Annotated in this window: 20 protein-coding genes, 2 tRNA genes and 1 pseudogene; 10 read left to right on the forward strand and 13 right to left on the reverse strand. The window is 43.7% G+C overall.

Annotated elements, in window-relative coordinates; translation table 11 throughout:
* Positions 1-4: 4 nt before the first annotated feature.
* From FTV13_RS06200 to FTV13_RS06225, 6 genes are all read right to left on the reverse strand, one after another.
* On the reverse strand, positions 5-2842 hold the full coding sequence (locus tag FTV13_RS06200; RefSeq protein WP_180011360.1) for a monovalent cation/H+ antiporter subunit A: 2838 nt from the start codon (positions 2840-2842) through the stop codon (positions 5-7).
* A gap of 437 nt (positions 2843-3279) precedes the next feature.
* The gene (locus FTV13_RS06205; protein WP_180011362.1) at positions 3280-4674 is read right to left on the reverse strand and encodes an AAA family ATPase; all 1395 of its coding nucleotides are present in this window, start codon (positions 4672-4674) and stop codon (positions 3280-3282) included.
* 39 nt (positions 4675-4713) lie between these two features.
* Positions 4714-6216, reverse strand: a complete 1503-nt coding sequence (locus FTV13_RS06210; RefSeq protein WP_034590271.1) for an AAA family ATPase — start codon at positions 6214-6216, stop codon at positions 4714-4716.
* A gap of 19 nt (positions 6217-6235) precedes the next feature.
* A complete protein-coding gene (hisIE, locus tag FTV13_RS06215; protein ID WP_159122705.1) occupies positions 6236-7018 on the reverse strand; it encodes a bifunctional phosphoribosyl-AMP cyclohydrolase/phosphoribosyl-ATP diphosphatase HisIE in 783 nt (260 codons plus the stop codon).
* Positions 7019-7233: 215 nt separating this feature from the next.
* Positions 7234-8121 (reverse strand): SDR family NAD(P)-dependent oxidoreductase, encoded by an 888-nt coding sequence (locus FTV13_RS06220; RefSeq protein ID WP_034169744.1) that lies wholly within the window; start codon positions 8119-8121, stop codon positions 7234-7236.
* A gap of 294 nt (positions 8122-8415) precedes the next feature.
* The gene (locus tag FTV13_RS06225) at positions 8416-9693 is read right to left on the reverse strand and encodes a bifunctional O-acetylhomoserine aminocarboxypropyltransferase/cysteine synthase (protein ID WP_180011364.1); all 1278 of its coding nucleotides are present in this window, start codon (positions 9691-9693) and stop codon (positions 8416-8418) included.
* A 319-nt stretch (positions 9694-10012) separates the two neighbouring features.
* Between FTV13_RS06225 and ettA the strand changes: the two genes are divergently transcribed.
* Positions 10013-11674: an energy-dependent translational throttle protein EttA gene (ettA, locus tag FTV13_RS06230; RefSeq protein ID WP_005233568.1), complete on the forward strand. Its 1662-nt coding sequence runs from the start codon at positions 10013-10015 to the stop codon at positions 11672-11674.
* Positions 11675-11717: 43 nt separating this feature from the next.
* Here ettA and FTV13_RS06235 read toward each other — a convergent pair whose 3' ends face one another.
* The 7 genes from FTV13_RS06235 to tnpA form a co-directional block, all read right to left on the reverse strand.
* Complete coding sequence (locus tag FTV13_RS06235) at positions 11718-12128, reverse strand: SEL1-like repeat protein (RefSeq protein WP_159122703.1); 411 nt, start codon at positions 12126-12128, stop codon at positions 11718-11720.
* Positions 12129-12446: 318 nt separating this feature from the next.
* Positions 12447-12788, reverse strand: coding sequence for a hypothetical protein (locus FTV13_RS06240; protein WP_004787163.1), 342 nt, complete (start codon positions 12786-12788; stop codon positions 12447-12449).
* 143 nt (positions 12789-12931) lie between these two features.
* A tRNA-Glu gene (locus FTV13_RS06245) sits at positions 12932-13007 on the reverse strand.
* A 36-nt stretch (positions 13008-13043) separates the two neighbouring features.
* A tRNA-Ala gene (locus FTV13_RS06250) sits at positions 13044-13119 on the reverse strand.
* Positions 13120-13176: 57 nt separating this feature from the next.
* The gene (gene gltX / locus FTV13_RS06255; RefSeq protein WP_159122702.1) at positions 13177-14685 is read right to left on the reverse strand and encodes a glutamate--tRNA ligase; all 1509 of its coding nucleotides are present in this window, start codon (positions 14683-14685) and stop codon (positions 13177-13179) included.
* Positions 14686-14824: 139 nt separating this feature from the next.
* Entirely contained in the window at positions 14825-15130 is a 306-nt protein-coding gene (locus tag FTV13_RS06260) for a hypothetical protein (RefSeq protein WP_159122701.1), read from the reverse strand.
* Positions 15131-15603: 473 nt separating this feature from the next.
* Positions 15604-16002 (reverse strand): IS200/IS605 family transposase, encoded by a 399-nt coding sequence (tnpA, locus tag FTV13_RS06265; protein WP_004970281.1) that lies wholly within the window; start codon positions 16000-16002, stop codon positions 15604-15606.
* Between the two features lie 59 nt (positions 16003-16061).
* Here tnpA and FTV13_RS06270 point away from each other — a divergent pair, with 59 nt between their 5' ends.
* From FTV13_RS06270 to mraY, 9 genes and pseudogenes are all read left to right on the forward strand, one after another.
* The gene (locus tag FTV13_RS06270) at positions 16062-17369 is read left to right on the forward strand and encodes an RNA-guided endonuclease TnpB family protein (protein WP_131260640.1); all 1308 of its coding nucleotides are present in this window, start codon (positions 16062-16064) and stop codon (positions 17367-17369) included.
* A 59-nt stretch (positions 17370-17428) separates the two neighbouring features.
* Positions 17429-17635 (forward strand): annotated as a pseudogene (locus FTV13_RS06275) (sulfate ABC transporter substrate-binding protein); the annotation flags it as partial.
* Positions 17636-17877: 242 nt separating this feature from the next.
* Complete coding sequence (locus FTV13_RS06280; RefSeq protein ID WP_159122700.1) at positions 17878-18897, forward strand: sulfate ABC transporter substrate-binding protein; 1020 nt, start codon at positions 17878-17880, stop codon at positions 18895-18897.
* Between the two features lie 190 nt (positions 18898-19087).
* Positions 19088-19999, forward strand: a complete 912-nt coding sequence (gene rsmH / locus FTV13_RS06285; RefSeq protein WP_034702209.1) for a 16S rRNA (cytosine(1402)-N(4))-methyltransferase RsmH — start codon at positions 19088-19090, stop codon at positions 19997-19999.
* A gap of 10 nt (positions 20000-20009) precedes the next feature.
* Positions 20010-20342 (forward strand): cell division protein FtsL, encoded by a 333-nt coding sequence (gene ftsL / locus FTV13_RS06290; RefSeq protein ID WP_159122699.1) that lies wholly within the window; start codon positions 20010-20012, stop codon positions 20340-20342.
* A gap of 15 nt (positions 20343-20357) precedes the next feature.
* On the forward strand, positions 20358-22181 hold the full coding sequence (gene ftsI / locus FTV13_RS06295; protein WP_166139556.1) for a penicillin-binding protein PBP3: 1824 nt from the start codon (positions 20358-20360) through the stop codon (positions 22179-22181).
* Between the two features lie 11 nt (positions 22182-22192).
* A complete protein-coding gene (locus FTV13_RS06300; protein WP_180011366.1) occupies positions 22193-23689 on the forward strand; it encodes a UDP-N-acetylmuramoyl-L-alanyl-D-glutamate--2,6-diaminopimelate ligase in 1497 nt (498 codons plus the stop codon).
* Between the two features lie 8 nt (positions 23690-23697).
* Positions 23698-25101 (forward strand): UDP-N-acetylmuramoyl-tripeptide--D-alanyl-D-alanine ligase, encoded by a 1404-nt coding sequence (murF, locus tag FTV13_RS06305; RefSeq protein WP_180011368.1) that lies wholly within the window; start codon positions 23698-23700, stop codon positions 25099-25101.
* Entirely contained in the window at positions 25102-26220 is a 1119-nt protein-coding gene (gene mraY / locus FTV13_RS06310; RefSeq protein ID WP_034702197.1) for a phospho-N-acetylmuramoyl-pentapeptide-transferase, read from the forward strand.
* The last annotated feature ends 157 nt before the right edge of the window (positions 26221-26377 follow it).

The raw sequence follows: 26377 nt of genomic DNA on the forward strand, positions 1-26377 counted from the left end.
TCTATTATCCTCTTGGTACTGGGCCAGTCATACTGGAGTGACGGGAGTCACCCAGAACGGAAATCATCAGCATGGTCGCCCCGACTACGGTGACATAGACACCGACATCAAATAGCGCGGCAGAAGCCAGATGCATATCGCCAAGTAATGGTGGATGAACATGAATATGGGCACTGGTCAGGAAAGGACGTGACCAGAACCAGGCTGCGATGCCAGTCAGGCCAGCAATAGTCAGGCCGACGCCAATCCAGATTTCATAGAGACGTCCAGATTTAGCTCCCAGCATTTTTTCTGCATGATCCTGACCAATGGCAACGTATTGAATGATCAAAGCCAATGAGGTGACCAGACCGGCAATAAAACCGCCACCCGGAAGATTATGGCCGCGCATAAAGATATACAGACTCACCACCAGTGCTACCGGTAAAATCCATGATGCAGTAATTCTTAGCATCAAAGGGGAGGGGTTAAAACGGTAAGTCAGGCCTTGGGTAATGGTGGTGCCATGAGCACGCATACCATCCATCAGACTTAGTACACCAATGGCGGCAATCCCGAGTACGGTAATCTCGCCAAAGGTATCGAAACCACGGAAATCGACCAGAATTACGTTGACGACGTTTGTACCGCCACCAAGCGGAATCGATTGTTGGATGAAGAACCAGGAAATTGAATTATGGTCACGTGTCATAACTAGCCAGGCAACTGTTGCAATTCCTAGACCCCCGCAGACCGCAATCACTGCATCTCGCCAGCGTCGGGTCGGGCTGGATTCATAAGGGGTTAATTGTGGCAGTAGAGACAGGCTCATCAGTAGCAGAACAGTTGTTACTACATCGACTGTAATCTGGGTCAAAGCCAGATCGGGTGCTGAAAAACCAATGAAAACCATGGTGACGACCAGACCGACCGCACCGCTGATCAGGATGGCTTTAATCCGTTCATGATGGAACCACAGCATCATCCAGCAGGCTGAGAACAGCAGTAACCATAGAACGATGGCCAGAACTGGTGCATGGGTCAGTTCGCGGCTACCGGTGTCGATCCCATTGACGACGAGTGGATAGCCTACCAGACCAATGGTAAACAGCACCGTCCACAAAATATAACTTTGCAGTTTGCCATTTTCAGTCGCACGGCGGAAACGTCTTGAATTCAGTAACAGATTTTTCAGGAACAGATCAAACAGTACACGGCCTTGCAATTTGCCGAGTTTTGGATCCAGATCAATTTCCCGAATTGCACCGCCTTTAGCCAGTGCAAAATAGAAAATCGCACCGCCAAATATCGCAATAATACTCATCACCAAAGGCAGATTAATACCGTGCCAAAGGGCGAGGTGAGTACCTTCAAAGGCGAAATTCTGGGTTGACGCTTGTGTAGTGCTATTTACAATCTTTTCGACCAGTAATCCTGGTAACAAACCAACTGCAATACACAGGAAAGCTAATAAAATAGCTGGTGCACGCATACCGAATGGCGGCTCATGCGCATCTTTATTTGGGACTTGCTGACCTAAGGGGCCATCAAAAAATACGCCATGTACCAGACGAATCGAATAGGCGACAGCGAAAATCCCGGCCAGTGTTCCTGCAATAGCAGCACCGACCATGACTGGGCCACTTAAGTTTGCGACCAGTTCGGTAAAGAACATTTCCTTGGACAAGAAACCATTGGTGAATGGAATACCTGCCATGGAGGCGGCGGTGATCATGGTCAGTGTTGCGGTGAAAGGCAGTATTTGCCAAAGACCAGACAATTTTCGCAGATCACGAGTACCGGATTCATGATCAATGATCCCGGCAATCATGAACAGGGCAGCTTTAAAGGTTGCATGGTTGATGATATGGAAAATTGCTGCTGCGACCGCCAGTGGTGAGCCAATACCCAGCAGACACATGATCAGGCCCAAGTGGCTAATAGTTGAATAGGCCAACAGACCTTTCAGATCTTCTTTAAAGATGGCAAAGAACGCTGCCACACACAGGGTAAATAACCCGATAAAAGTAACAATATTATGGAACAGTGCCGCGCCTGCAAAAATCGGCAATAAACGTGCGACTAAAAACAGGCCCGCTTTGACCATGGTGGCAGAGTGCAGATAGGCAGACACCGGCGTCGGTGCTGCCATGGCATTTGGTAACCAGAAGTGAAACGGGAACTGCGCACTTTTGGTAAAAGCACCGAGTAAAATTAATAATAATGTCGGTACAAATAGGGCATGCGCCTGAATCTGTTCGCCCATCATCAGAATCTGGTCAATCTGATAGGTACCCGTCATCTGTCCGAGCAGAATAAAGCCACCCAGCATAGATAAGCCGCCCATCCCGGTAATGGTTAGAGCCATGCGTGAGCCGCGTTGGGCCGCTTCGTAATTGCTCCAGTAACCAACCAGCAGAAAGGAAGAAATACTGGTGAGTTCCCAAAAGATCAGGAGAATCAGAAGATTATTAGACAATGAAATGCCGAGCATCGCTGCCATAAACAGCATCAGCAGGAAATACAGTTTACTCAGGGAGTTTTTAGGGCTGAGATAGTAATAGGCATAGATATAAATCAGGGTACCAATCCCACTAATCAGCAGAGCAAACAGCATGCCCAAAGCATCCAGCCGGAAACTGAAATCGATTCCAAGCTGGGGTAGCCAGGACCAGGTCTGGGTAATTACCGTTCCATTAAATACAGCAGGCGCCTGACTCAACAGTAATAAGAAACTGCTGAGGCTGACGGCAATTGCTCCTAAAGCCGTTACCCCGCGTGAAAATTGCTTCAGCCACGAGACAAGGGTTGTGCCTAATACTAACGGTAACAATATAATAATTGGCAGCACACTCGTATCCATTGTCGTGATATAGGTTAAGGTCAACCTAGGGTGAATCTTTATCTTTCAAGGATTACAGGACCGCAAAGAGCGACCCAAAACTTCTCGATCTTGAAAGCCAGAATGATATTCAAACAGAATAAAACAGTTGTATTGCGCAACTTATAAACGATAGCAAATTCCGATTTTACAACGAAAATTGCAAGTAAAACCGATCATATTACAGGATAACCACAACATCAATGTTTTTATGTAGAACTTGTAGATTATACGTAAGCTTGGTTTTGATATGGGGTGCATGCTTGAACATCTCGTACAAATTTGACCGAAAATAAAGATCAAACTCCCTGCATTTATTGATAAAAATTTATAACTTCTTGATCAGAAATGCAGAAAATCAAAACCTATTCTTGCATCCTGATTTTAATTTTTAAATTGCATTATCGTTTCAGCACTAGTTAAGAAGATTGAGGCAGGCTTTGTGAATTATCCTGACTCAACAGTTGTAAAAGTTCTTGCTGCTGTTCTGTGCTTAGCTGTTCCTGAATCAGTTGCAAAACAGACTGAGCCGTCAAGTTGACTATTTCTGGTTCCTGAAGTGCATCTTCAACTTTTTCTATATCTGAATGATTTTGGCTCATCTCAAGCGGCAACTCTGCATAAAAATGATCATACTGAACCTGCATTGGATTTAGATGGATGGGATGCAACTGTTTATTTTCCAGTTTTAGACACTGAAAATCCTGAGCCTGCTCCAGCAATTCCGGCCGGTTTCCAGTCACAATAATCTGCAAGTTAGGAAACGCCTGATGCAGACGCGGTAAAATGACGGCGGCCATGTCCTGATCCAGTTGATGATCAATTTCATCAATCAGTAAAATGCCAGTACCTTCCTGACAGGGAAATAAGCTGTGCGGATTAAGCAGACAAAGGCGCCGTACAACATCTCCCACCAGTGCAATCCAGTTCCGGATACTGCTCGACAACTGCTGAAAGCTAAAGGTGTGATCCTGATAACGCACCATCAATTGCAGCTTGGGCTGGTAGTCCAGATAAATCTGGCTAAGTTCTGGTAGTACAATGGATAAAGCTTCACGCAAGGCAGTCAGGCTCGGTGTATGCATATGTGCTTTAGCTTTTTCAATTTGCTGGACCAGCTGATCTGCCTGTATATCATCCGATTGCTGTAGCGCCTGATCTAGAATCTGGTCAATGATCTTGGCACTTTGTGCATTTTCAATATCACTGATTTCACGAAACCATTCAAAGAAACGTGCAAAAGTCGTAAAGGGAATGGCGGTAATTTCATAGGCATGCGCAGCCTGAAAAATGGCCTGATTATTTTTGCTGAGTATATTGATTTCATTGACGAAGCGTTCAGCCGGATAATAGGCGACCATAGGCAGACCGAGCAAAGGGTCATGTTGTCTTGCCTTTTGATAGAGATTCACCATGGCATCGAGTTGCTGGGTTTCCGCTTTGGCAAAGCCAATGCCCTGACTATTTAAGGTTTTATATAACTGCCAGGAACAGGATTGGGCAGGGGCTGCTTCTCCCTGTGCTGATTCAGGCAATGATCCCAAATCATCAGGAAAACGCACCTGGATATCAATTTTGGATTGCAGACGATTTTGCAGGATATCCTGATCCAGCATACTTAAACCTGCGGTACGCAAGTCGCGAAAACGTGCAGAAAACCAGGTCAAAGCCTGATAACTCAAGCGCAGCAAGGTGGTTTTACCCGAACCCTGATCACCCAGAATTAAAGTCACAGGTGTTTTTTGCAGATCAAAATCGAGCTGGATATTAGAAAAGTGCAGAGCATGTTTGAGTTGTATTTTTTCGATGTGCATGGATCACCTGTAGCGTGATTTTTACATCTATGTTTTACCTTAGCCAACGGCTTGGCGCAGTGACTGTGGCATCCTGATTTTCAGTTGTTGAATGAGGTCATAAATGTGATGAATATTTAAGCTTACTTTAGCACGAGTACAGGCCACGTACAGCAGACGTAACTCTTCGTCACTAATTTTATGGTCTTTCTCATTCAGCTTGAACTGGTAATCATCTTCAATATGAACGCGATCCCATTCCAGACCTTTGGCCTTATGTGCGGTAGAGATGATGTAGTCCGCTTGCCCAATCGGCGTGATTTTGGCGAGAGCAGTTTTCAGGGGATCAGTACCATGTTCATCGACCAGTTTGACTAAAGGCTTGATATCACTGCCTTCATTGGTCTCACAGTATTCGTGTACATCATGCCAGGAATTAAACCAGGCCAGTTCAGGTACATCAACCACACGTTTGCCCTGTTTCAGCATCGCAGCGGCATCAACAAAACGGTTTAATTTGACATGATCGGCTTGCAGGCTGACTTTATCGCCACGTACTAAACCGGCAAGTAATAGTTCCATAGCACGCGCATTGGTCCGGCATAGAATCGCATCGCGTAATTTAGTGTGCGGTTTATTGACGACTTTGGAGTTTAAGTGCGGATTACCGAGTAGGGGCACGGTTTCATTCAATGCTCCCAAAATCGCATTGGCATTTAACGCAATTTCAGGCCCGAAACGGAATGAAGTGGTCAGACGAGATTCGGGTAGCGGCAGCTGCTGCATGGCATTCACTGCGCCACGCCAGGCATAAATCTGCTGATGCGCATCGCCGACATAGATGACCTGAGTGCTACGCTGTTTCAGCAAAATTCCTAGCATCAGTGGGTCGGCATCCTGTGCTTCATCAAACAGCACATAGTCGGCAGGAATATTGGGCTCAGACAATGCCCAAAGTTTCAGGTAAATATCATGCCCAATCCCGGCCTGATGATTGGGATCAATTGACTCTAACCAACGCCGTTCAACTGCTGGATAAAGTTTCTTTTGCAATGCTTCAATATCATCTGGGTGTAGCCAGCTCGGTGCCTGAATATGTCGCGGGGCGGGATATTGCGAACTGGTTGAGCAGAAATAGCCAACTGCATTCGCGACCAGACTGGCCAGACGCGAAGGCATCAGTACATATTTTTCATAACGTCCGCCCATCATCCGGCGCAAGGTCATCGGTTCAAGGCGATATTCTTTGGCAATAAAGCTTGGACTTAAACGCGGTAGGCGTAGTTTATCCGTGACTCCACGTGGAACACTGCGAAAAGCCAGGGAGTGGAAAGTACGGCAGTCGACACCACGATGAAACTTGTTTTGTGCTTCTGAGGCAATGGATTTATTAAACGCCAGATACATGCCGCGCCGTTCCGGCATGGCATCACTGATCATTTGCAGGGTCGTAGTTTTACCTGTGCCCGCATAGGCAATGACTTTAAAAGATTTTCCCAGACGTGCGTTATCAATAGCAGTTGCCTGCTCATAGGTCGCTTTGGGTTTTTGCAGATCGGACACAGGTAGATTCATTCACGATTTAATGTTGGCGATTGGCTTTTTCAACCAGACCGGATAGACCCTGACGGCGTGCCAGTTCATTCAGGACCAGTTGCGGATCCAGGTCGAAGTAACCGAGCATCACAATGGTATGGAACCACAGATCAGCTACTTCATAGATCAGGTCATTCTTGTTGTCTTCAGAGGCTTCAGTTTTGAAATCTTTAGCCGCGATCACGGTTTCAAAGCTTTCTTCACCGACTTTTTCCAGAATCTTGTTTAAACCTTTATGGTACAGCTTGGCCACATAAGAGGATTCCGGATCAGCTTTCTTACGCTCTGCCATCATCTCGCCCAAGTATGATAATACTTCAACCTGTTCAGACTGAGCAGTTGAGGCATTCATAGCAAGGGTATGTGGATTTGTTGATTTTTCACCATAGATTGCTGCTGGATCTTTAATTTGTGCATCCACAATTTCCCAGCCATTCGGTGTCAGTTTACGATAGAAACATGATTCACGGCCGGTATGGCAGGCAATACCACCATGCTGTTCAATCTGTAAAATAATCACGTCCGCATCACAGTCCAGACGGATTTCATGCACAGTCTGGAAATGACCAGATTCTTCACCCTTATGCCATAACTTGTTACGTGAACGGGAGAAATATACCGCCTGATTTTTTTCAGCAGTTAAAGCCAGCGCTTCACGATTCATCCAGGCGACCATCAATACACGACCAGTTTGATGGTGCTGGGCAATGGCAGGGATCAGACCTTGTTCGTTAAATTTTACTTCATCGAGCCATTGCACGTTGTTCATAAGGGTTTCCATTAATTGAATCAGAATATAAAAAGATGGATAGGAAATATCCGTCCATAGTGTACGTGATCTCGTCGCATTTGCGGCAAAAATCTGTACCTGAAAAGACAGGATGTGTCGTTAGGCACATTCAGATTATAAACCTGAGCGGTTGAATCTCTAAAGTGCAGAAATAAAATAGCCGCCCTTAGGCGGCCGAAATATTCTTGAAGAAATTACCAATGCTCGCCCGGGAAGATCCGCGCATAGGCCTTTTGCACCCAGTTCAGTTTTTGCGGCTGACCCACTGATGCTGAAGAGCTTGGGAACAGGTTATAACCGATCGACATCAGGACATTGTTGATGTCTGGTGCAATCGCATAGGTAATCGAAGCCAGACGTCCCAAATTGGTTGCGACTTTCTTCGGACGTTTCACAATCGCATAAGCAACCAGTTCAGCTGCCTGTTCCGGAGACAGGGTAGGCACATATTTATAGATCTTGGTCGGTGCGATCATTGGTGTACGAACCAAAGGCATATAAATTGAAGTGATTGCAACTTTATGTGAATGGACTTCTGCAGACAGACAACGGCTGAAAGCATCCAGTGCCGCTTTAGATGCGACATAAGCCGAGAAGCGGGTGGCGTTCGCCAATACACCAATCGAGCTGATATTAATGATATGACCTGCACGGCGAATCATCATTTGCGGCAGGATATTCATCACCAGGCGCACTGCACCAAAATAATTTAGCTGCATGGTACGTTCAAAATCATGAAAACGATCCACTGATTCATGCACTGCACGGCGAATCGAGCGGCCCGCATTGTTAATCAGGATATCGATATGGTCGACTGAAGCAATAATCTGTTTGGACACTTCATCAATGGATTCCATATTGTTGAGATCACATGGAAATACCGAAGCTTTACCGCCTTTGGATTCAATTTCTTTTTTTACTTGTTCTAGGGTGTCTTTGGTACGCGCGACCAGTAAAACATGTGCGCCAGCATCTGCCAGCTGATGTGCCGTCGTTAAACCTATACCACTGGATGCGCCTGTAATGAGAACAGTTTTACCTGCAATACGTTTTTCCAATTGTTTCTGTAGTCTAGTTTTCACGTTTGTTATCCCTAATTTGAAGACTGTGTTCAAATTATTTTTATTAAAAAATCAAAGATGGCTCTAAAGAGATAAGAGCGAAGATGAGTACTAATATAATAACTAATTATTTAAGAAAATCTATACATTAAACTATTGAAAATAAAATAAAAATTAGAGTAATTGCTCTAATTGTGTTCGCCGTTTCAATTGATTTTTATCATGAAAATAAATCACAAAGCAAGTGATTGTATTCAAAAAATAAATAAAAAAACTCCAGCATTTTTGCTGGAGTTTTCTGCTTTAAAATGGCGCTTAAACTGCTGCAAGAGATTGTTCCAGATCCGCAATCAGGTCATCAATATGTTCAATTCCAATCGATAAACGAACCATATCTTCACTCACACCTGCTGATTTGAGCTCTTCAGGATTAAGCTGGCGGTGGGTGGTTGTTGCAGGATGACAGGCCAGACTTTTGGCATCCCCAATATTGACCAGACGGGTGAACAGTTGCAGGGCATCGATAAAACGGGCACCGCCTTCACGGCCACCTTCTACACCAAAAGTCAGAATGGCAGACGGTTTACCTCTCACATATTTTTGTGCCAAAGCATGCTGCGGGTGATCTTTCAGACCGGCATAATTGACCCATTTTACTTTCGGATGTTGTTGTAAATATTCTGCAACCTTCAGCGCATTTTCAGTATGACGTTCCATACGTAGACTCAAAGTTTCCAAGCCTTGCAGAATTAAAAATACATTTTGCGGGCTGATCGCTGCCCCGGTATTACGCAGAGGTACGACGCGAGCGCGAGCGATATAGGCAGCTTCACCTAAAGCTTCGACATAATTGACACCGTGATAGCTTGGATCAGGTGTATTCAGAGCAGGGAAACGCTCGGCATGTTGCCCCCATGGGAACTTGCCACTATCCACGATAATACCGCCGATCGAATTACCATGACCGCCAATGTATTTGGTGAGTGAATGCACCACGATGTCGGCACCGAAATCAAAAGATTTTTGTAGGACTGGGGTGGCAACCGTATTATCAACGATGACTGGTACGCCATATTCATGCGCAATCTTGGAAATCGCTTCGAGGTCAATAATATTGCCCAGTGGGTTTCCAATTGATTCCACAAAAACCAGTTTGGTCTTGTCATCAATTAGGCCACGTAATGCTTCCGGGTCTTGATAATCAAAGAAGCGAACTTCGATCCCTTGTTTAGGCAGCGTATGCGCAAACAGGTTATAGGTGCCACCATATAAAGTGGACACCGAAGCAATATTGTCACCCGCTTCAGCAATGGTCTGAATCGCATAGGTAATCGCAGCCATACCCGAAGCTAAAGCCAGCGCACCAATACCACCTTCCAGAGCTGCAATACGTTGTTCTAGCACCGCTGTGGTAGGGTTCATAATGCGGGTATAAATATTGCCCTGAACTTTCAGGTCAAACAGATCGGCACCGTGCTGAGTATTGTCAAAGGCATATGAGGTGGTTTGATAAATTGGCACTGCCACAGCTTTAGTAGTAGGTTCCGGGCTATAGCCTGCGTGAATCGCTAAAGTTTCTGCTTTATGAGTCATGATCGTTGGTCTTCTTGTGTTTTTAGCTGTAATGAAACTGCTCAAATATTAGCACTTGAAATATGAAGAAAAGTGCATATTTATTCAAATGAATATCTTAATTAACGATATAGCATCAATAAAATAATGCAAGTTTAGGTGTCAGAAATGCTGTTTGAAAAATAAACAGGATTAAACTTGTAACAAGGCATTAACTTCACGTGAATGGCTTATGTTTTGAAGACTTTCTGCGTATAATAGCCGATTATTTTTTCGCTCATGATTGAGCAGGGGGAGTTTGTTTCTTCCCCCATTTGGTTTTTCAATTGAGGAGTCCTACGTGGCCCAATATATTTATACGATGAACCGAGTGTCCAAGATGGTTCCGCCAAAGCGCGAAATCCTCAAGGATATCTCCTTATCATTTTTCCCAGGCGCAAAAATTGGTGTGCTTGGTCTGAACGGTGCAGGTAAATCTACTTTGCTTCGTATTATGGCGGGCGTAGATAAAGATTTCTCTGGTGAAGCACGTGCGCAACCGGGTATCAAAATTGGTTACCTCGAGCAAGAACCACCACTTGATCCAACCAAAGACGTTCGTGGCAACGTTGAAGACGGCGTACGTGAAGCACTTGATGCATTAGAGCGCCTTGATCAGGTATTTGCAGACTATGCAGATCCAGATGCAGACTTCGATGCACTAGCAAAAGAGCAGGAAAAACTGGAAGCAATTATCCAGACTTGGGATGCGCATAACCTGAATAACCAGCTGGAACAGGCTGCAGCAGCATTAAATCTGCCTGCATGGGATGCAGATGTAACCATGCTTTCAGGTGGTGAACGCCGTCGTGTTGCATTGTGCCGTTTACTGCTGTCTAAACCAGACATGCTGCTTCTCGACGAACCAACTAACCACTTGGATGCAGAGTCTGTATCTTGGCTGGAACGCTTCCTGAAAGACTTCCCGGGCACCATCGTAGCGATTACGCACGACCGTTACTTCCTTGATAACGTGGCCGAGTGGATTCTGGAGCTTGACCGTGGACATGGTATTCCTTACCAAGGTAACTATTCTTCTTGGCTGGAACAGAAAAATGCGCGTTTAGAACAAGAGAACAAGCAGGAAGAATCGTTTGCTAAAGCATTGAAAAAAGAACTTGAATGGGTTCGTTCAAATGCGAAAGGCCAGCAGAAGAAAAACAAAGCACGTATGGAGCGTTTCGAAGAGCTTAACTCTCGTGAATTCCAGCAACGTAACGAAACATCTGAAATCTATATTCCACCTGGTCCGCGTCTGGGCAACAAGGTGGTTGAAGTTGAAGGGATTAGCAAATCGTTTGGTGACAAACTGCTGTATAAAGACTTGTCTTTCACAGTACCACCAACAGCGATTGTCGGTATCGTAGGTCCAAACGGTGCAGGTAAAACTACATTGTTCCGTATGATGACGGGCGAACAGCAACCCGATACTGGTACAGTGACTTTGGGTGATTCTGTAAAAGTTGCTTATGTGGGTCAGATTCGTGACACCCTGGATGACAATAAAACCGTTTGGGAAGAAGTGTCTGGCGGTCTGGATATCCTGAAAGTGGGTGATTACGAAATTGCATCTCGTGCTTATATTGGGCGCTTTAACTTTAAAGGCCAAGATCAGCAAAAACGTGTAGGTGAATTGTCAGGTGGTGAGCGTAACCGTTTACAACTTGCGAAAATCCTGCAACAAGGTGCGAACGTAATCCTGCTCGATGAACCATCAAACGACTTGGACGTAGAAACTTTACGTGCGTTAGAAGATGCGATTTTGGTCTTCCCGGGCTGTGTGATGGTGGTATCGCATGACCGTTGGTTCCTGGACCGTATTGCGACTCACATCTTGTCATTTGAAGATGAGACTCCAGAATTCTTCACCGGTAACTATACCGAGTTTGAAGAGTATCGCCGTAAGAAATATGGCGATGATCTGGCAGCGAAGCGTCAGAAATATCGCAAAATTGGTGCTTAATCAAAGCGCATAAAAAAACCAGCTTTCGGGCTGGTTTTTTTCTTTAATATTGGACACTCATTTGGCTATAAGTATTTGATAACAGTTGTGCAGCTTTTAAATGACCTTGCTGTTTAGCCTTATTCAGCCATTCCTCAGCATGAAAATAATTCTGATCTAAACCTAGACTACCTTTAAGAAAGTGTTTACCCAGTCTATATTGCGCTTCGGCGTGACCACGTGTTGCTGCACTTAAGTAGTTCCAGAAAGCATTGCGTTGATAATTTTCTTGCTGCTCTAGCTGCGTAATTTGAAATTGTTCAGCTTGGCGTTGCTTTAAAATATGGCAAAGCTTTTCAAACTGTACAGCTTCCAGATAATAGGTGTCTGCTTCAGAAATATAATTTTCCATTTCTGAACCTGTTGGCTCATCATGAGAAAACAGAAAATGTATGACTTTTTTAAGTTTAAGCATTTTTATTCCTCACCTTTGCCATTATTAACAATTAATTAAACTATCCACTAAAGACTACAATATAAAGCGGTTTTATTTCGGTAATGAATTACATGCTTTTAGTCTCATGTTGATATTTTTGTGTATTTAATGAGCAAAAACAAGCAGTAGAAATAAAAAAACTTCATTTTAAAAGTGAAGCAAATTGGAAGAAATATGAATTTGTTGTTCTAGTCGACATTTTGATATTAGGGGTTAGAAGATTTAGTTTTACTAATAAAAAAATCTTGCATAAACATGCAAGATTTTTCGGCTTTGAAAATGAGTGAACTCTAGAAATCAGATTTCCCACTCATGATTGCATTCACGGCATTTCCATTTCTTTTGGCTTTGCATGAAAGCCTGCATGGAAATTTTAAAATCAGGCAAATCTTTATAGAACATGAAGCCTGCGATCAGACAGATAATAAACACGATCACAGTAGCGGTCTGTAAAGTCGTACCTGCACCATCTCCAAAAATCCACATCGCGATGCTAATGATGACCAGCAGCAATAATACAAACAGGGCAGGCACCAGCATGATCAGGCTTTTAGGCACGACTGGGCGCGCCGCCGGTTGACCTGGCTGAGCAACGGGCATGATTTTTGGGCTTTGACATTTAGGGCAACGATATTGCATTACTACTCCAAAATTCTAAATTACTGATTATTTTATCGGAAGATACGCAAAAACCGAAATACCGCCAATATAAAACAGACAGACAATAAAAAACCCAAGTCACAATGCTTGGGTTTTTTATTAAGATGTTGCCATCTTGAATATGGCGTCCCTACGGGGATTCGAACCCCGGTTACCGCCGTGAAAGGGCGATGTCCTAGGCCTCTAGACGATAGGGACAAATGAGGCAAATACACAGGTAAAGCAAGACTTATTTGGTGGAGTCAAGGAGGATCGAACTCCTGACCTCTACAATGCCATTGTAGCGCTCTACCAACTGAGCTATGACCCCAGTCTGTGTGAGCGCTATATTATGGATATAACGCTTAGACGTCAACTAAAAAATAAATTAAGCTTGATCAACTGCTTCATTTTTCGGCAGTTTCAGACTCTCATTCAGTTTTTCCCAAGCTTTTACTTCTTTCTTGCTAGGAGCACCGACCACTTCCAGCGCGTGGCGCAGACGGGCAAAAGTTAGATCCGGACCAATAGTGACCATGGTCTGCATGACTGGGGTAGAAGCGGTTGAACCGGCAATCGCAATAAAGAACGCTGGCATAAAGTCACGTAATTTAATGCTCATCTGATTCGCCAGATCCATCAACGTTTGGCTAACAGTGTCATTGTTCCAGGTGAACAGGCTTTCTAGACGCCAGATCGCAAATTGCAGGCTTTGACGCACTTGTTCTTCAGAAAGTTTTTTGCTTTCGAACTGTTCTTTAGTCAAAGTCGGGAAATGGTTGAAATAGTGCGCTGACCAGTTCACTGCTTCAGACAGCAGATTGATCCGTGGTTGAATTGCAGCAGCGATTTCTTCCAGTTTGGCACGGTCTGCTTTCCAAGCCAGTAAGGTATCTAACAGTTCAGCAGGAGAGAGAGCTTTAATCCATTGGCCATTTAACCAGTTGAGTTTCTCAATATCGAAGATAGGACCACCCAGAGAGACACGGTTAATGTCAAAGTGTTCAATCATTTCAGCCAAAGTGAATTTTTCACGCTCATCTGGCATTGACCAGCCCATACGGCCTAGATAGTTCAGCAATGCTTCTGGCAATACGCCGATATCTTTGTAGTAGTTAATTGAGGTCGGGTTCTTACGTTTAGACAGTTTTGATTTGTCTGGGTTACGCAGTAGAGGCATGTGGCACAGGACTGGCATGTCCCAACCAAAGTATTTGTACAGCAACTGATGTTTCGGTGCAGATGGAATCCATTCTTCACCACGAATCACATGCGTAATTTGCATCAGGTGATCATCAACCACGTTTGCCAAATGGTAAGTTGGCAGACCATCCGTTTTTAGCAGAATTTGCATGTCGACTTGCGCCCATGGAATTTCTACTTCACCACGGAGCATGTCATTAAAGGTACATACCCCTTCAGTCGGCACTTTCATACGGATCACGTGCGGTTCACCAGCTGCCAGACGACGTGCCACTTCTTCTTTAGACAGTTTTAGACCGCGGCCATCATAGCGTGGAGTTTCGCCACGAGCCTGCTGTTCAGCACGCATTTCATCCAGTTCTTGCGCTGTTGCGAAGCAGTAGAAGGCATGACCTTTATCTACCAGTTCTTCTGCGTATTTTTTATAGATGCTCATGCGTTCTGACTGACGGTACGGTGCATGTGGACCACTGACATCTGGACCTTCTGACCAGTTCAGGCCTAACCAGCGTAGGGAGTCCAGAATCATTTTTTCAGATTCAGGAGTAGAACGCAGCTGATCCGTATCTTCAATACGAAGAATGAATTCGCCACCGTGCTGTTTGGCAAAACACAGGTTGAACAGGGCAATATAGGCAGTTCCCACATGCGGGAAACCGGTAGGAGAAGGTGCAATACGAGTACGAACAGTCATAACCGGATCTAATCTTAAATATAAAATTGCAGCTATTATAACGAAAAAGCCACATCACTTAATGCTTTATTCAACATTGAATGATGCGGCTTTTCAGGATGAGCAAAATATAACGAATGTGGAGAACTAAAACTAAGTCTTATGAATTGCTCGGAGAAAAGATACTTTGCACAAAGCGGGTAAAGCGCAAGTTTTGAGCTGCAAAAAAGCTTTGAGTCGGATTTGATTTGAACGCAGTCAGCGCTTTAAGTTCATCCTCAGTATGAAAAGCATTTTTATCAGCTTTATGTTGCTGAATTGCTTTTTCAATTGGTGAGGTTTTCACTTCAATTGCACTTACAGAGGCTTTAGGTAGCTCTGTTTTCACAACTACGGCATGGCCAAGTTGAATCGAGAACAGCGTGATAAGACTTAGGATGCTGGCTGTAAATATTTTAAATTTCATATCCAAACTTCCTCCTTGGCTTTGGTTAATCTTGTTTTGTTAAAAATGTTGTTATAATACTGGCTACAATCTAATCACATTCAGATATGAAAAAGTAGAACCAAGTCACATTTTTTACAAAAAACTAATATTTCTCTGTGGAAAATTACTAAATCTCAGGATTTCCACATTTAAGTTGCCTATTTGTAACAGATAACTGTGTAGAGATCGTGAAGAACTGTCTTATATTGTAGCAGGATATTAAATTTTTAGGGGAAAATGTATCCGAAATGAATTGTGAGCATATATATCAAAAATAGAATATGATTGGATAAAATATTATAAACACATGATTGTTAAGTAATTTTTTTGTTTATATAGTGCTGAGTAAATTAGCAATGAGTGCCCATCATGAAAAAGATAATAACTTCTACTATCTCCAAGTGAAAGAGGACTCCACCCGTCAGTCAGGGTGGAGGTGAATTTCACAAATTTCAACCTTGTTGATTCTGAATATATTGTTTGATTATTTCCAAAGGCGCACCACCACAAGACCCTGCAAAATATGATCTTGACCATAAAACAGGTTTTGTATAATTCCCTCTCAAGTCTAAAAACTCATTTCGCATTCTTCTACTTGTTACAGACTTTAAATTATTAACCAATTTGCTTAACTGTACCGTTGGTGGATACTGAATAAGCATGTGAACATGGTCGGATTCACCATTACATTCCTTTAATTCAGCATCAAAATCTTTACATATTTCAGTTGCACACTCATTGAAATATTTATGATGCAACTCACCTAGTATTTTTTTTCGATATTTCGTTATAAAAACTAAATGAACATGAAGATTAAAGGCTGAATGTCGGTTTTTATATATCTCACTCATTGAAAAAATATACCTAAAATGTTAGAATCAGCACCATATTACCAGATACACACTCATTAATGAAAATCAATAAAGCGTATAAATTTAGGCTTGAGCCTAATGTCGAGCAAGAGGTTATTTTAAATAATCTCGTTGGCTCTGCACGCTTTGTTTGGAATCAAATATTAGCAATTTCATTTGAAATGTTTGCTCAAAATAAACACATTAATGCGGTGAATCTAGTAAAAAAGATAACAGCACTGAAAAAGAATCCTCAGTTTAGCTTTTTAGATGGAAATTCAAATGCTGTGTCACTTCAACAAAAAGTTCGTGATCTTGCATCAGCATGGGGGAAGTTTTTCAACCCTAAAGAACATGCTCGACTAAAAGAAAAAAAGCGCAAACCTAAGAAACCTAAATTTTTTAAATTGGCTGATGGTACTGAGGTTCAGTTGCGCCCACTTATGCCTAGATTTAAGAAAAAATCAGACGGTTATGATTCCATTCGCCTTGTACAATTCGATAAATACTGTTGGGTTAAAGGAAATAAACTCAAACTCCCTAATGGCGTAGGTGTTATTAAATTCAGGAAGTCGCAAGAGATTCTAGGCACAATAAAAAATGTGACGATCAGTAAGGTGTCAGGACGTTGGTACGTTTCATTCTGTACTGAAACAGAACTTACTGAAATGCCGATCCACCCATCAAAATCAGCGATTGGTGTTGATCTTGGTGTTAAGAAATTAATCACTACCTCAAATGGTCAGGTCTTTGACCCGATCAATAGCTTTAAAACCAATCAGATTAAATTAGCTAGACTTCAACGGAAGCAGAGAAAGAAAGTTAAATTTAGTCAAAATTGGAAAAAACTGAATTTTAAAATCAATAAACTACATCATCACATTGCCAATATTCGTCATGACTACTTGCAAAAAATCACTACAACGCTCAGCAAAAACCACGCAATGATTGCTGTTGAGGATTTAAAAGTAGCAAATATGTCGAAGTCAGCAAGTGGCACAATCGAAAATCAAGGAAAGAATGTAAAAGCTAAGTCAGGCTTAAACAAATCAATCCTAGATCAAGGTTGGGGCATGCTCGTTAGTATGTTGGAATATAAGCAACAATGGCGAGGTGGATTACTTGTAAAAGTTGATCCGAAGTACACAAGTCAAACCTGCTGTGAATGTGGTCATGTAGCAAAAGAAAACCGACAAACTCAAGCTAAATTTGAGTGTGTCGGATGCGGTTATGTTGCGAATGCGGATTTAAACGCATCTCGTAATATATTGTCGGCAGGACATGCCGTTTTGTCTGTGGAGGGTGGATGCGGTAAAGGTCGCCCTAAGAAGCAGAAAGCAAGCGAAATCCGTGAGGAAGTCGCCTAAGAGCTTTGCTTTTAGAATCCCCCACTTGAGTGAAAACGAAAGTGGTGGGAGTATGTCAATTATATTCACCAAAAGGGCAGGAGCTGGCAGCGAAATATTACTTCCGTCCACGTGATGCTAAAGCAGCAGCAAAATATGCGGCGCAATTCCCAAAAATCCAGACTTTTACCATTGATAAAGTCTTTGGCGGCTGGGCAAAAGCGCAGAAAACCCATTTTGTGAATGGAGCCATCTACGATCAAATCTCTGCGGAAAACCGTAAATAATTCTAATTACTGAACCATAAGTAGAAAGCGGATAATTTATTATCCGTTTTTTTTATATCTAAAGCATAAAATGCTATAAAAATAGAATAAGCCTTTAATTTAGATATTTTTATTATATAAAACATGAAATTAAAACAAAAAATAACTAAATATTACCCTGTATGCACTTTGTTTGCTCAATTGCGAAAAATAATTTTATTTCATATAGTTATATCTAATGAAGATAATCTCCCGATGCTCTTATGAAAACTCAATTAAAATCACTGGTTAGTGCTGCCTTATTGGCAACAGGTCTGACATTTACTGCAACTGCGAGCCAAGCCGCGGATCGTGAATTCCTGAACGTTTCTTATGATGCGACCCGTGAATTCTATGACGAATTCAACAAATCTTTTGGTGCCTACTGGAAAAAACGAACCGGTATTGATGTGAACTTTAAACAGTCTCACGGCGGTTCAGGTAAACAGGCCCGTTCTGTGGTTGACGGTTTAAAAGGTGATGTGGTGACCTTGGCATTGGCAAACGATATTGAAGAGATCGTAAGATCTGGTCAGATCCAGCCAGGCTGGCAAAAAGAGTTCCCGCACAATTCTGCACCTTATACTTCAACGATTGTCTTCATGGTACGTAAGGATAACCCCAAAGGAATTAAAGACTGGAAAGATCTGACTAAACCGGGTGTAGAAATTATTACACCAAATCCGAAAACTGGTGGCTTGCCACGTTGGGTTTATCTGTCAGCTTGGGGTTATGCAGAGAAACAGCCGGGTGGTAGCAAAGCCAAAGCCCAAGAATTTGTCGGCAAGCTTTATAAAAACGTCAAAGTGATGGACTCTGCTGCACGTGCATCGATGACCACATTTGCTGAACGTAATATTGGTGATGTGTTGTTAACTTGGGAAAATGAAGCCCTAGTAACACAAAAAACTCTCGGTAAAAATAAGTTTGATATCGTTTATCCATCTTTGACCATTCTGACTGAACCCTCTGTAGCCATCGTAGATCGTACCGTAGATAAAAATGGCAATAAATGGTTAGCTAAAGGTTATATCAACTATCTTTACTCTCCACTTGGTCAGGACATGGCAGCACGACATTTCTACCGTCCACGTAATGAGAAAGTATTAGCCAAATATTCATCACAGTTCCCAAAAATTAAAACCTTTACCATTGATGAAGTATTCGGTGGCTGGGCCAATGCACAGAAAACTCACTTTGTGAATGGCGCAATCTTCGACCAGATCTATAACTCGAAGCGTTAATCTGTTGATTAGAAAATAAATTTAAAATATAAAAAAGCTTCCTGGATGGAGGCTTTTTTATCGGCTGTCGAAAAATAAAAACGGTTTTCTCTATAGAAATTAATATTTATCTACAAAAAGTCGTTTGGAGCTTTAGCTAAACAGAGTGATAATGTGCAGTTAAATTTTTCGCCCTATTGATTGAGTTTTTATGTCACATATTTCTGTATTACTTCACGAAACGATTGATGCCTTACTGGCTGGTCGCAATACGGGAATTTATGTGGATGGAACCTTTGGTCGCGGTGGGCATACACGTTTATTACTTTCCAAATTAGATGAAAATGCACGCGTCTATGCTTTCGATAAAGACCCGCAAGCATTGGCTGTTGCCGCAGAACTGGAACAGGGAGATTCACGTTTTAAAATTATCCATGCCAGCTTCGCTGATTTAAAACAGGCATTAGCTGAGCAGGGTATTGAAAGTGTAGATGGTGTGATGGCTGACTTAGGGGTGTCTTCACCGCAGCTGGATCAGGCAGAACGCGGTTTCAGCTTTATGAAAGATGGCCCGCTGGATATGCGTATGGACAACTCGCAAGGTCCGACTGCAGCAGAATGGCTGGTGGATATTGAAGAAGAAGCACTGGCCAATGTGATTTTTCAGTATGGGGAAGAGCGTTATAGTCGTCGTATAGCCAAAGCGATCAAGGCTGCCGGATATATTGATACCACAGCCAAACTGGCGGAAATTGTGAAAGTTGCCCATCCAAAATGGGAAAAAAATAAACATGCTGCCACCCGAACTTTCCAGGCAATTCGTATTGCTATTAATAAAGAATTAGAAGATATTGAAACTTTCCTCCCTCAAGCGGTTGAAATTTTAAAACCAGAGGGACGTTTGGCTGTGATCAGCTTTCATTCATTAGAAGACCGGTTGATTAAACAGTTTATTCAAAAAGAATCAACGCTTGAAGAAGATTCAGGCTGGGGAATGCCGCAACAACAAAAGGATACGCGACGTTTAAAGAAAATCGCCCGGGTCAAGGCAAGTGATGAGGAAGTTAAAGCCAATCCTCGTTCACGTAGCGCATGGCTGCGCGTGGCAGAACGTTTAGCTTAATAGGCACATCATGAAAACTGAAGTGGTTGATAAAAAAACAGAAAAGTTATGGCTGAAAAAAGTCATTATTTACCTCATATTGATATTGATGGTCTTCATCAGTGCGGTATTTGTCGTCTTCCAAGTCTTTGAATACCGTCAGGATAACCGCAAACTAAGTACCTATCTGCGCGAACGGGATGACCTGAATGCAGAGTGGGGACGTTTGCTGATTGAACAGCAGACTTTCGGTGCGACCGCGCAGATTGGTACCCGTGCAGTGACCCAGTTAAGGATGTATTCACCTCCGATTTCACAGAGTGTCGTGATTTCCTTACCACAACCTTCAGATGAGAAAAAATAAGGCTAGCGCTCGAACATGGTAGACAAGAGAAAGAAGCAACCGGTACGTAAAAAGCAGTCCGTCACCGAGAAAAATGCCTTAAATGTTTATATCAACCGTTTTTACATCATGTGGGCCGTGGTGCTGCTGTGTTTTGTGACACTAATCGGCCGAGCTTTCTATGTGCAGATTATTAATAAGGATTTTCTGCAAAATAAAGCCAATGCCAATATTTTACGAACCAATACCATCAAGGCCATGCGTGGCGTAATTTATGATCGTAATGGTATTCCACTGGCGATCAGTACGCCGATTATGAAAATCGTGATTGACCCACGTGACTATTTTGATAATAAAAGACTCTATGATGAAACCATGCTGGCGCTACAGAAAGAGCCGAATAGCCGTAAACTAAAACGCCAGCTCCCAGATAAAAACCTGAATCTGGATGAGCTGGCTGATGCAGTGGGCATGGATCGTGCTGAATTGCGCAAAAAGATGGAAGAGCGTCCACGTTCACGTTATCTGATCCTGAAAAAAGAAGTGCCGCCACAACAGGCGGAACTGATCATGAAGCGTAATTTCCAAGGTGTGTATACCGAGAAAAACTATAAGCGCTATTATCCTCAGCCCCAGCCAAACTCCCAGATTATTGGTCTGACCAATAGTGAGGGAATTGGGATCGAAGGTCTGGAGATGCAGCTGAATACCCGTCTTGCCGGTCAGGATGGTGAACAGCAGATTATCCGTGACAAAAAAGGCAACCGGGTTAAAGAACCGGAAGTGATTAAAGAAGTTGAGCCAGGTGAAAACATTACCCTGAGTATCGACTCACGTTTACAGTACATTATGTATCGTGAACTGACTGCAGCAGGCGTCGCCAATAATGCCCGCTCCGCAACAGCGATTGCAGTCGACGTCAAAACCGGTGAAATTCTGGCAATGTCTTCTTGGCCCTCTTATAACCCGAATGACAAGAATGGCTTATTAAATAAAGACGCAATGCGTAATCGTGGCGCTGTCGATTCCTTCGAGCCGGGTTCAACCATGAAGCCGCTAACTGTGGCGATGGCTCTAGAGAGCGGGAAATATACGGCCAATTCGGTCATCAATACGAGTCCAGGTAGTATGCGGGTCGGAAACCACACTATTCGTGATACGCATAACTATGGTCAGTTGACGTTGGGTGGGATTATCCAGAAATCATCAAACGTCGGGGTAGCTAAATTAGCTCTGTCACTGCCGTATGAAACTTTACCGACTTTCTATAAACGTCTTGGTTTTGGTCAGCGTTCCGCAGTGAAATTTCCGGGTGAAAGTTCCGGTTTGATTCTGCCGCCAAGTAAATGGAATGTATCTGAAGTAGCAACTATGGCCTATGGTTATGGTCTGAATGCGACTGTGCTGCAACTGGCTGATGCCTATGCCATGCTGGCGAACAAAGGTGTGAAAGTGCCTTTAAGCCTGTATAAATTAGAAGAACAGCCACAGGGCGAGCAGATGATTGATCCACAAATCGCAGAACAGGTTCTGCTGATGATGGAAACAGCAACTCTGCCTGGTGGTACAGCAACCCGTGCAACCGTACCTGGTTATCGTGTTGCAGGTAAAACCGGTACTGCGCATAAATTGCGTGCCGACCGTAAAGGCTATTCAACCAGTGAATACCGTGCCTTATTTGCCGGTGTAGCACCCGTGAGTGATCCGCGTATTGCTATGGTGGTGGTCGTGGAAAATCCGCAAGGGTCTTATTATGGTGGTATGGTATCTGCACCTGTCTTTGCCCGTGTGATGCAGGAATCTTTACGCTTGCTGAATGTCCCGTTGGACAAACCTTTAGAATCTCCCAAAGTCCAGTAAATAGGTGATCAATGTCCATTACATTTCAAGATCTCTACGCCGTTCAAGAACCTGCTGAATGGATGCGACAATCCTTTCAGGGTTTCGAACTGGACAGCCGCAAAGTTAAACTGGGGCAAATTTTTATTGCCCTGACCAGCTTGTCTCAACCTGAAAAAACCGCAGAATATGCCAAAAAAGCCCTGTCATTGGGTGCACTGGCCGTAATTTCAGAACAAGAGCTAGGTGTTACTCCAGCTTTGGTAGTACCCAATGTCCGTCACTTGATGGGCGAGTGGCAAAAGCGCTATCTGCAAGCGACTCAGCCAGTCAAGGCTGCCCGTATTCTGGCCGTAACTGGTACCAATGGTAAAACCACAATTTCCCGTCTGGTTGCTGAGTTGCTGATGCTGCAAGGCAAAGCTTGTGCAGTTATGGGGACTACAGGGAATGGTGTTTTGCCGAATCTGGAAGCCTCTTCTCATACCACACTGGATGCCCTGCAATTGCAAAATGCCTTGCATGCCTATGCACAGGCAGGCGCGGAATTTGCTTCAATTGAAGCGAGTTCGCATGGTCTGGAGCAAGGCCGTCTGAATGGTTGTGCGATTGAAATTGCGGCTTATAGCAATTTAAGTCGTGACCATCTCGACTATCACGGTACGCTGGAAGCTTATGCAGAAGCAAAATCGCGTTTATTCAGCTTTGAATCTCTGAAAGTTGCAGTCATCAATATTGATGACGCACATGCAGAGGTGATGCTGAATACTGCAAAAGCCAATCCGAATCAGCCGAAAATTCTGACTTATTCTTTGTCGCAAGCAGCTGATTATCAGGTTCAGGATATCCAGTACAGTATTTCCGGTGCTGAATTCAAACTGATCACTGCACAAGATACATTTACTGTGCATAGTCCTTTGCTGGGTCATTTTAATATCGAAAATCTGGTTGCCAGCCTGGTTGTGGCAGAGCAAGCCGGTTTTGCATTAGCCGATTTAATTGCAACTGTGCCCGAGCTGAAAGGTGCCCCAGGCCGTATGCAGGTCATTCGTGATGATGAGCGTTTATTTGTTGTGGATTATGCACATACTCCAGATGCCCTGACTCAGGTCTTGCTTACGCTGAAGCGCCATGTCAGTCAAAAACTCTGGGTTGCTTTTGGTTGTGGCGGTGATCGTGATCGTGGCAAACGTCCGCTGATGACTCAGGCGGCCCTCGAAGGTGCTGATATTGCAGTGCTGACTTCGGACAATCCGCGTACTGAAGATCCAAACCAGATTTTCGCTGACATGAAGCAGAGTATCGATTTTTCAGGCAAAACCTATCATGAAATTCATGACCGTCGTGAAGCAATCCGCTTTGTAGTCGACCAGGCACAGCCAGGTGACATTGTGGTGATTGCCGGTAAGGGACACGAAAATTATCAGGAGATTGATGGGGTGCGACATTGGTTTGATGATGTGGTCGAGGTACAGGCCGCGATTGATGCCCAGCATCACAACCGTGATTTAGCATTTCCAGCGCATTAGGATTTCACATGCATACTTCAACAACAAGTACCGTGCCTCTAGAGCCATGGACAATTGAACAGTTACAGCAAGCCACTCAGGGTTATTGGCTGAATGATAAAAAACCTGAAGGTCAGATTAAGCGGATTTTAACTGATTCCCGTTATGCCGAAGCAGGTGATGTTTTTTTGGCACTTAAAGGTGAGCGTTTTGATGCGCATGACTTTATCGCCCAAGTGGCTGAGAAGGGCTGTGGAGTCGCAATTGTCAGTCGACCTGTTGATGCAGAGATTTGCCAGCTAGTAGTTGAAGACACTCGTCTGGCACTGGGTCATCTTGGCGCTTATCGTCGTCAGCAAAACTCACAGCTTAAAGTCATTGCTTTGACAGGCAGTAGCGGTAAAACCACGACCAAGGAAATGCTGGGCAGTATCCTGTCACGTCTGGCACCGACTTTAGTCACTCGCGGTAACCTGAATAATGATTTGGGTGTCCCAATGATGTTGCTGGAACTGCGTGCTGAACATCAGTATGCGGTGATGGAGCTGGGTGCGAGCCATCAGGGTGAAATTGATTACACTTCCAATCTGGTACAGCCGCATGTGGCCGGTATCATTAATATCGGTACCGCACATTTGGGTGAGTTTGGTGGTCGTGATGGGATTTGTCGCGCCAAGTCTGAAATCTATTCACATATTTCTGAAACTTCGATTGTGCCTGCAGCGGATGATTATGCCGAGCAGATTCGTGCAGCCGTCAAAACCGAGAAGACTCTAAGTTTTGGTCAGGGCGGTGATGTCTATGCAACTGACGTAGAACTACATCCGCAATCTGCGACTTTCACGTTAAATACACCACAAGGCACTATAACTGTAAATCTGCCATTTGCTGGTGAACACAATGTGCAGAACGCAACTGCAGCAGTGGCTTTCTCTTTGGCGATTGGTATTAGTCTGGATGATATCGTGGCTGGCCTTGAACAGGCTGTTGGTGCCAAAGGTCGTTTGAACTTTATTCCGCACAAAGATTTTTTATTTATTGATGATACCTACAATGCCAATCCAAGCTCGATGCGTGCAGCGGCTGAAGTTTTAGCGCAGCAGCAGGGTATTCGAGTGATGGTGACCGGTGATATCGGTGAACTGGGTTCATCTGCCGCGATCGAGCATTATAAACTTGGTCGGGATCTGGTATCGGTCAAAGGCATTAATTTTGTGGTGGCTGTGGGTGAATTTGCTCCAGCTGCACAAGAAGGTGCACGTAGTACGCAATATGGTAAGAAGATGCAGGCTTTCCTCAATCAGGAGCAGGCTTTACCATTTTTAATTGATTTGATTGAAACACATCATCCCCAGCCAATGTCTTTTCTATTTAAAGGGTCGCGTTTTACCCATATGGAAACATTAATGGCTGCATTGATGGAGAAACTCTAAATGCTGTTATGGCTATTTGACCAGCTGGCGGGCTTTGATAGCACGTTTCAGGTGGTTCGTTATTTAACTTTACGTGCTTTGCTCAGCGTTTTGACTGCTATGACTATCGGTTTGGTCTTGGGTCCGATCATGATTCGCAAATTGCAGGCACTAAAATATGGTCAGGCAGTAAGTTCGTTTGCTCCTGAGAATCATGCCAAGAAAATGGGCACACCGACCATGGGTGGGGTGCTAATCCTGCTCTCGATCGGGATCTCTACCTTATTGTGGGCAGACCTGACGAATCCTTATGTCTGGATTGTACTCTCGGTAATGGTGATTTTCGGCGCCGTTGGCTGGGCGGATGACTGGATTAAAATCCGTTATAAGGACAATGCCGGTTTACCTGCACGCAAGAAATTCTTTTGGACGTCTGTAGGTTCAATCGGTGCTGGTATTGCACTGTATGTGATCGCCCAGCAGCAACCGAATCCAGTTGTGACTGCCAATATGCTGGATGTGTTAATTCCATTCTTTAAGGATCACACCATTCCATTGTCTGTGATTCCGCTGGGAATTGGCTTCATTATTTTCACTTACTTCGTGATTAATGGTGCATCCAATGCCGTAAACCTGACCGATGGTCTGGATGGTCTGGCAATTATGCCAATTGTCCTGGTTGCAGCCGGTTTAGGGGTATTTGCTTATTTGGCAGGCGATGTACGTTTCGCTAACTACTTACATATTCCTTATGTGAAATATTCTTCTGAACTGGTGGTGATCTGTGCTGCGATGATTGGTGCCGGTCTGGCATTCCTCTGGTATAACGCTCATCCAGCTCAAGTGTTTATGGGTGACGTGGGTGCATTATCTTTAGGTGCAATGCTGGGTACGATTGCCGTGATGGTACGTCAGGAAATCGTGTTTGCGATTATGGCAGGTGTATTCCTGGTGGAAGCAATTTCAGTCTTCCTGCAAATCGGTTCATTAAGAATGCGTAATAAACGGGTATTCCTGATGGCACCTTTGCATCACCATTATGAAAAGAAAGGTTGGCGTGAAACTCAAGTCGTCATCCGTTTCTGGATTATTACGATTATGCTGGTAGTTTTGGGTCTAATGACCTTAAAATTACGCTAAGAAATGCATTTGAAAAAGTCGGCGCATGCCGTAATGCCAGTCAGTTAAGAGATTGACTGGCTTTTTCTTGGGTATTTTTGAGGTTTTCCTTTTACAACCCTTGGATAACTCCTCACTCTTCTCTCAGGTATAACATACCGATTAGATTTCTCCATTA

This window comes from Acinetobacter sp. YH12235, from assembly GCF_013417705.1.
Taxonomy (GTDB): domain Bacteria; phylum Pseudomonadota; class Gammaproteobacteria; order Pseudomonadales; family Moraxellaceae; genus Acinetobacter.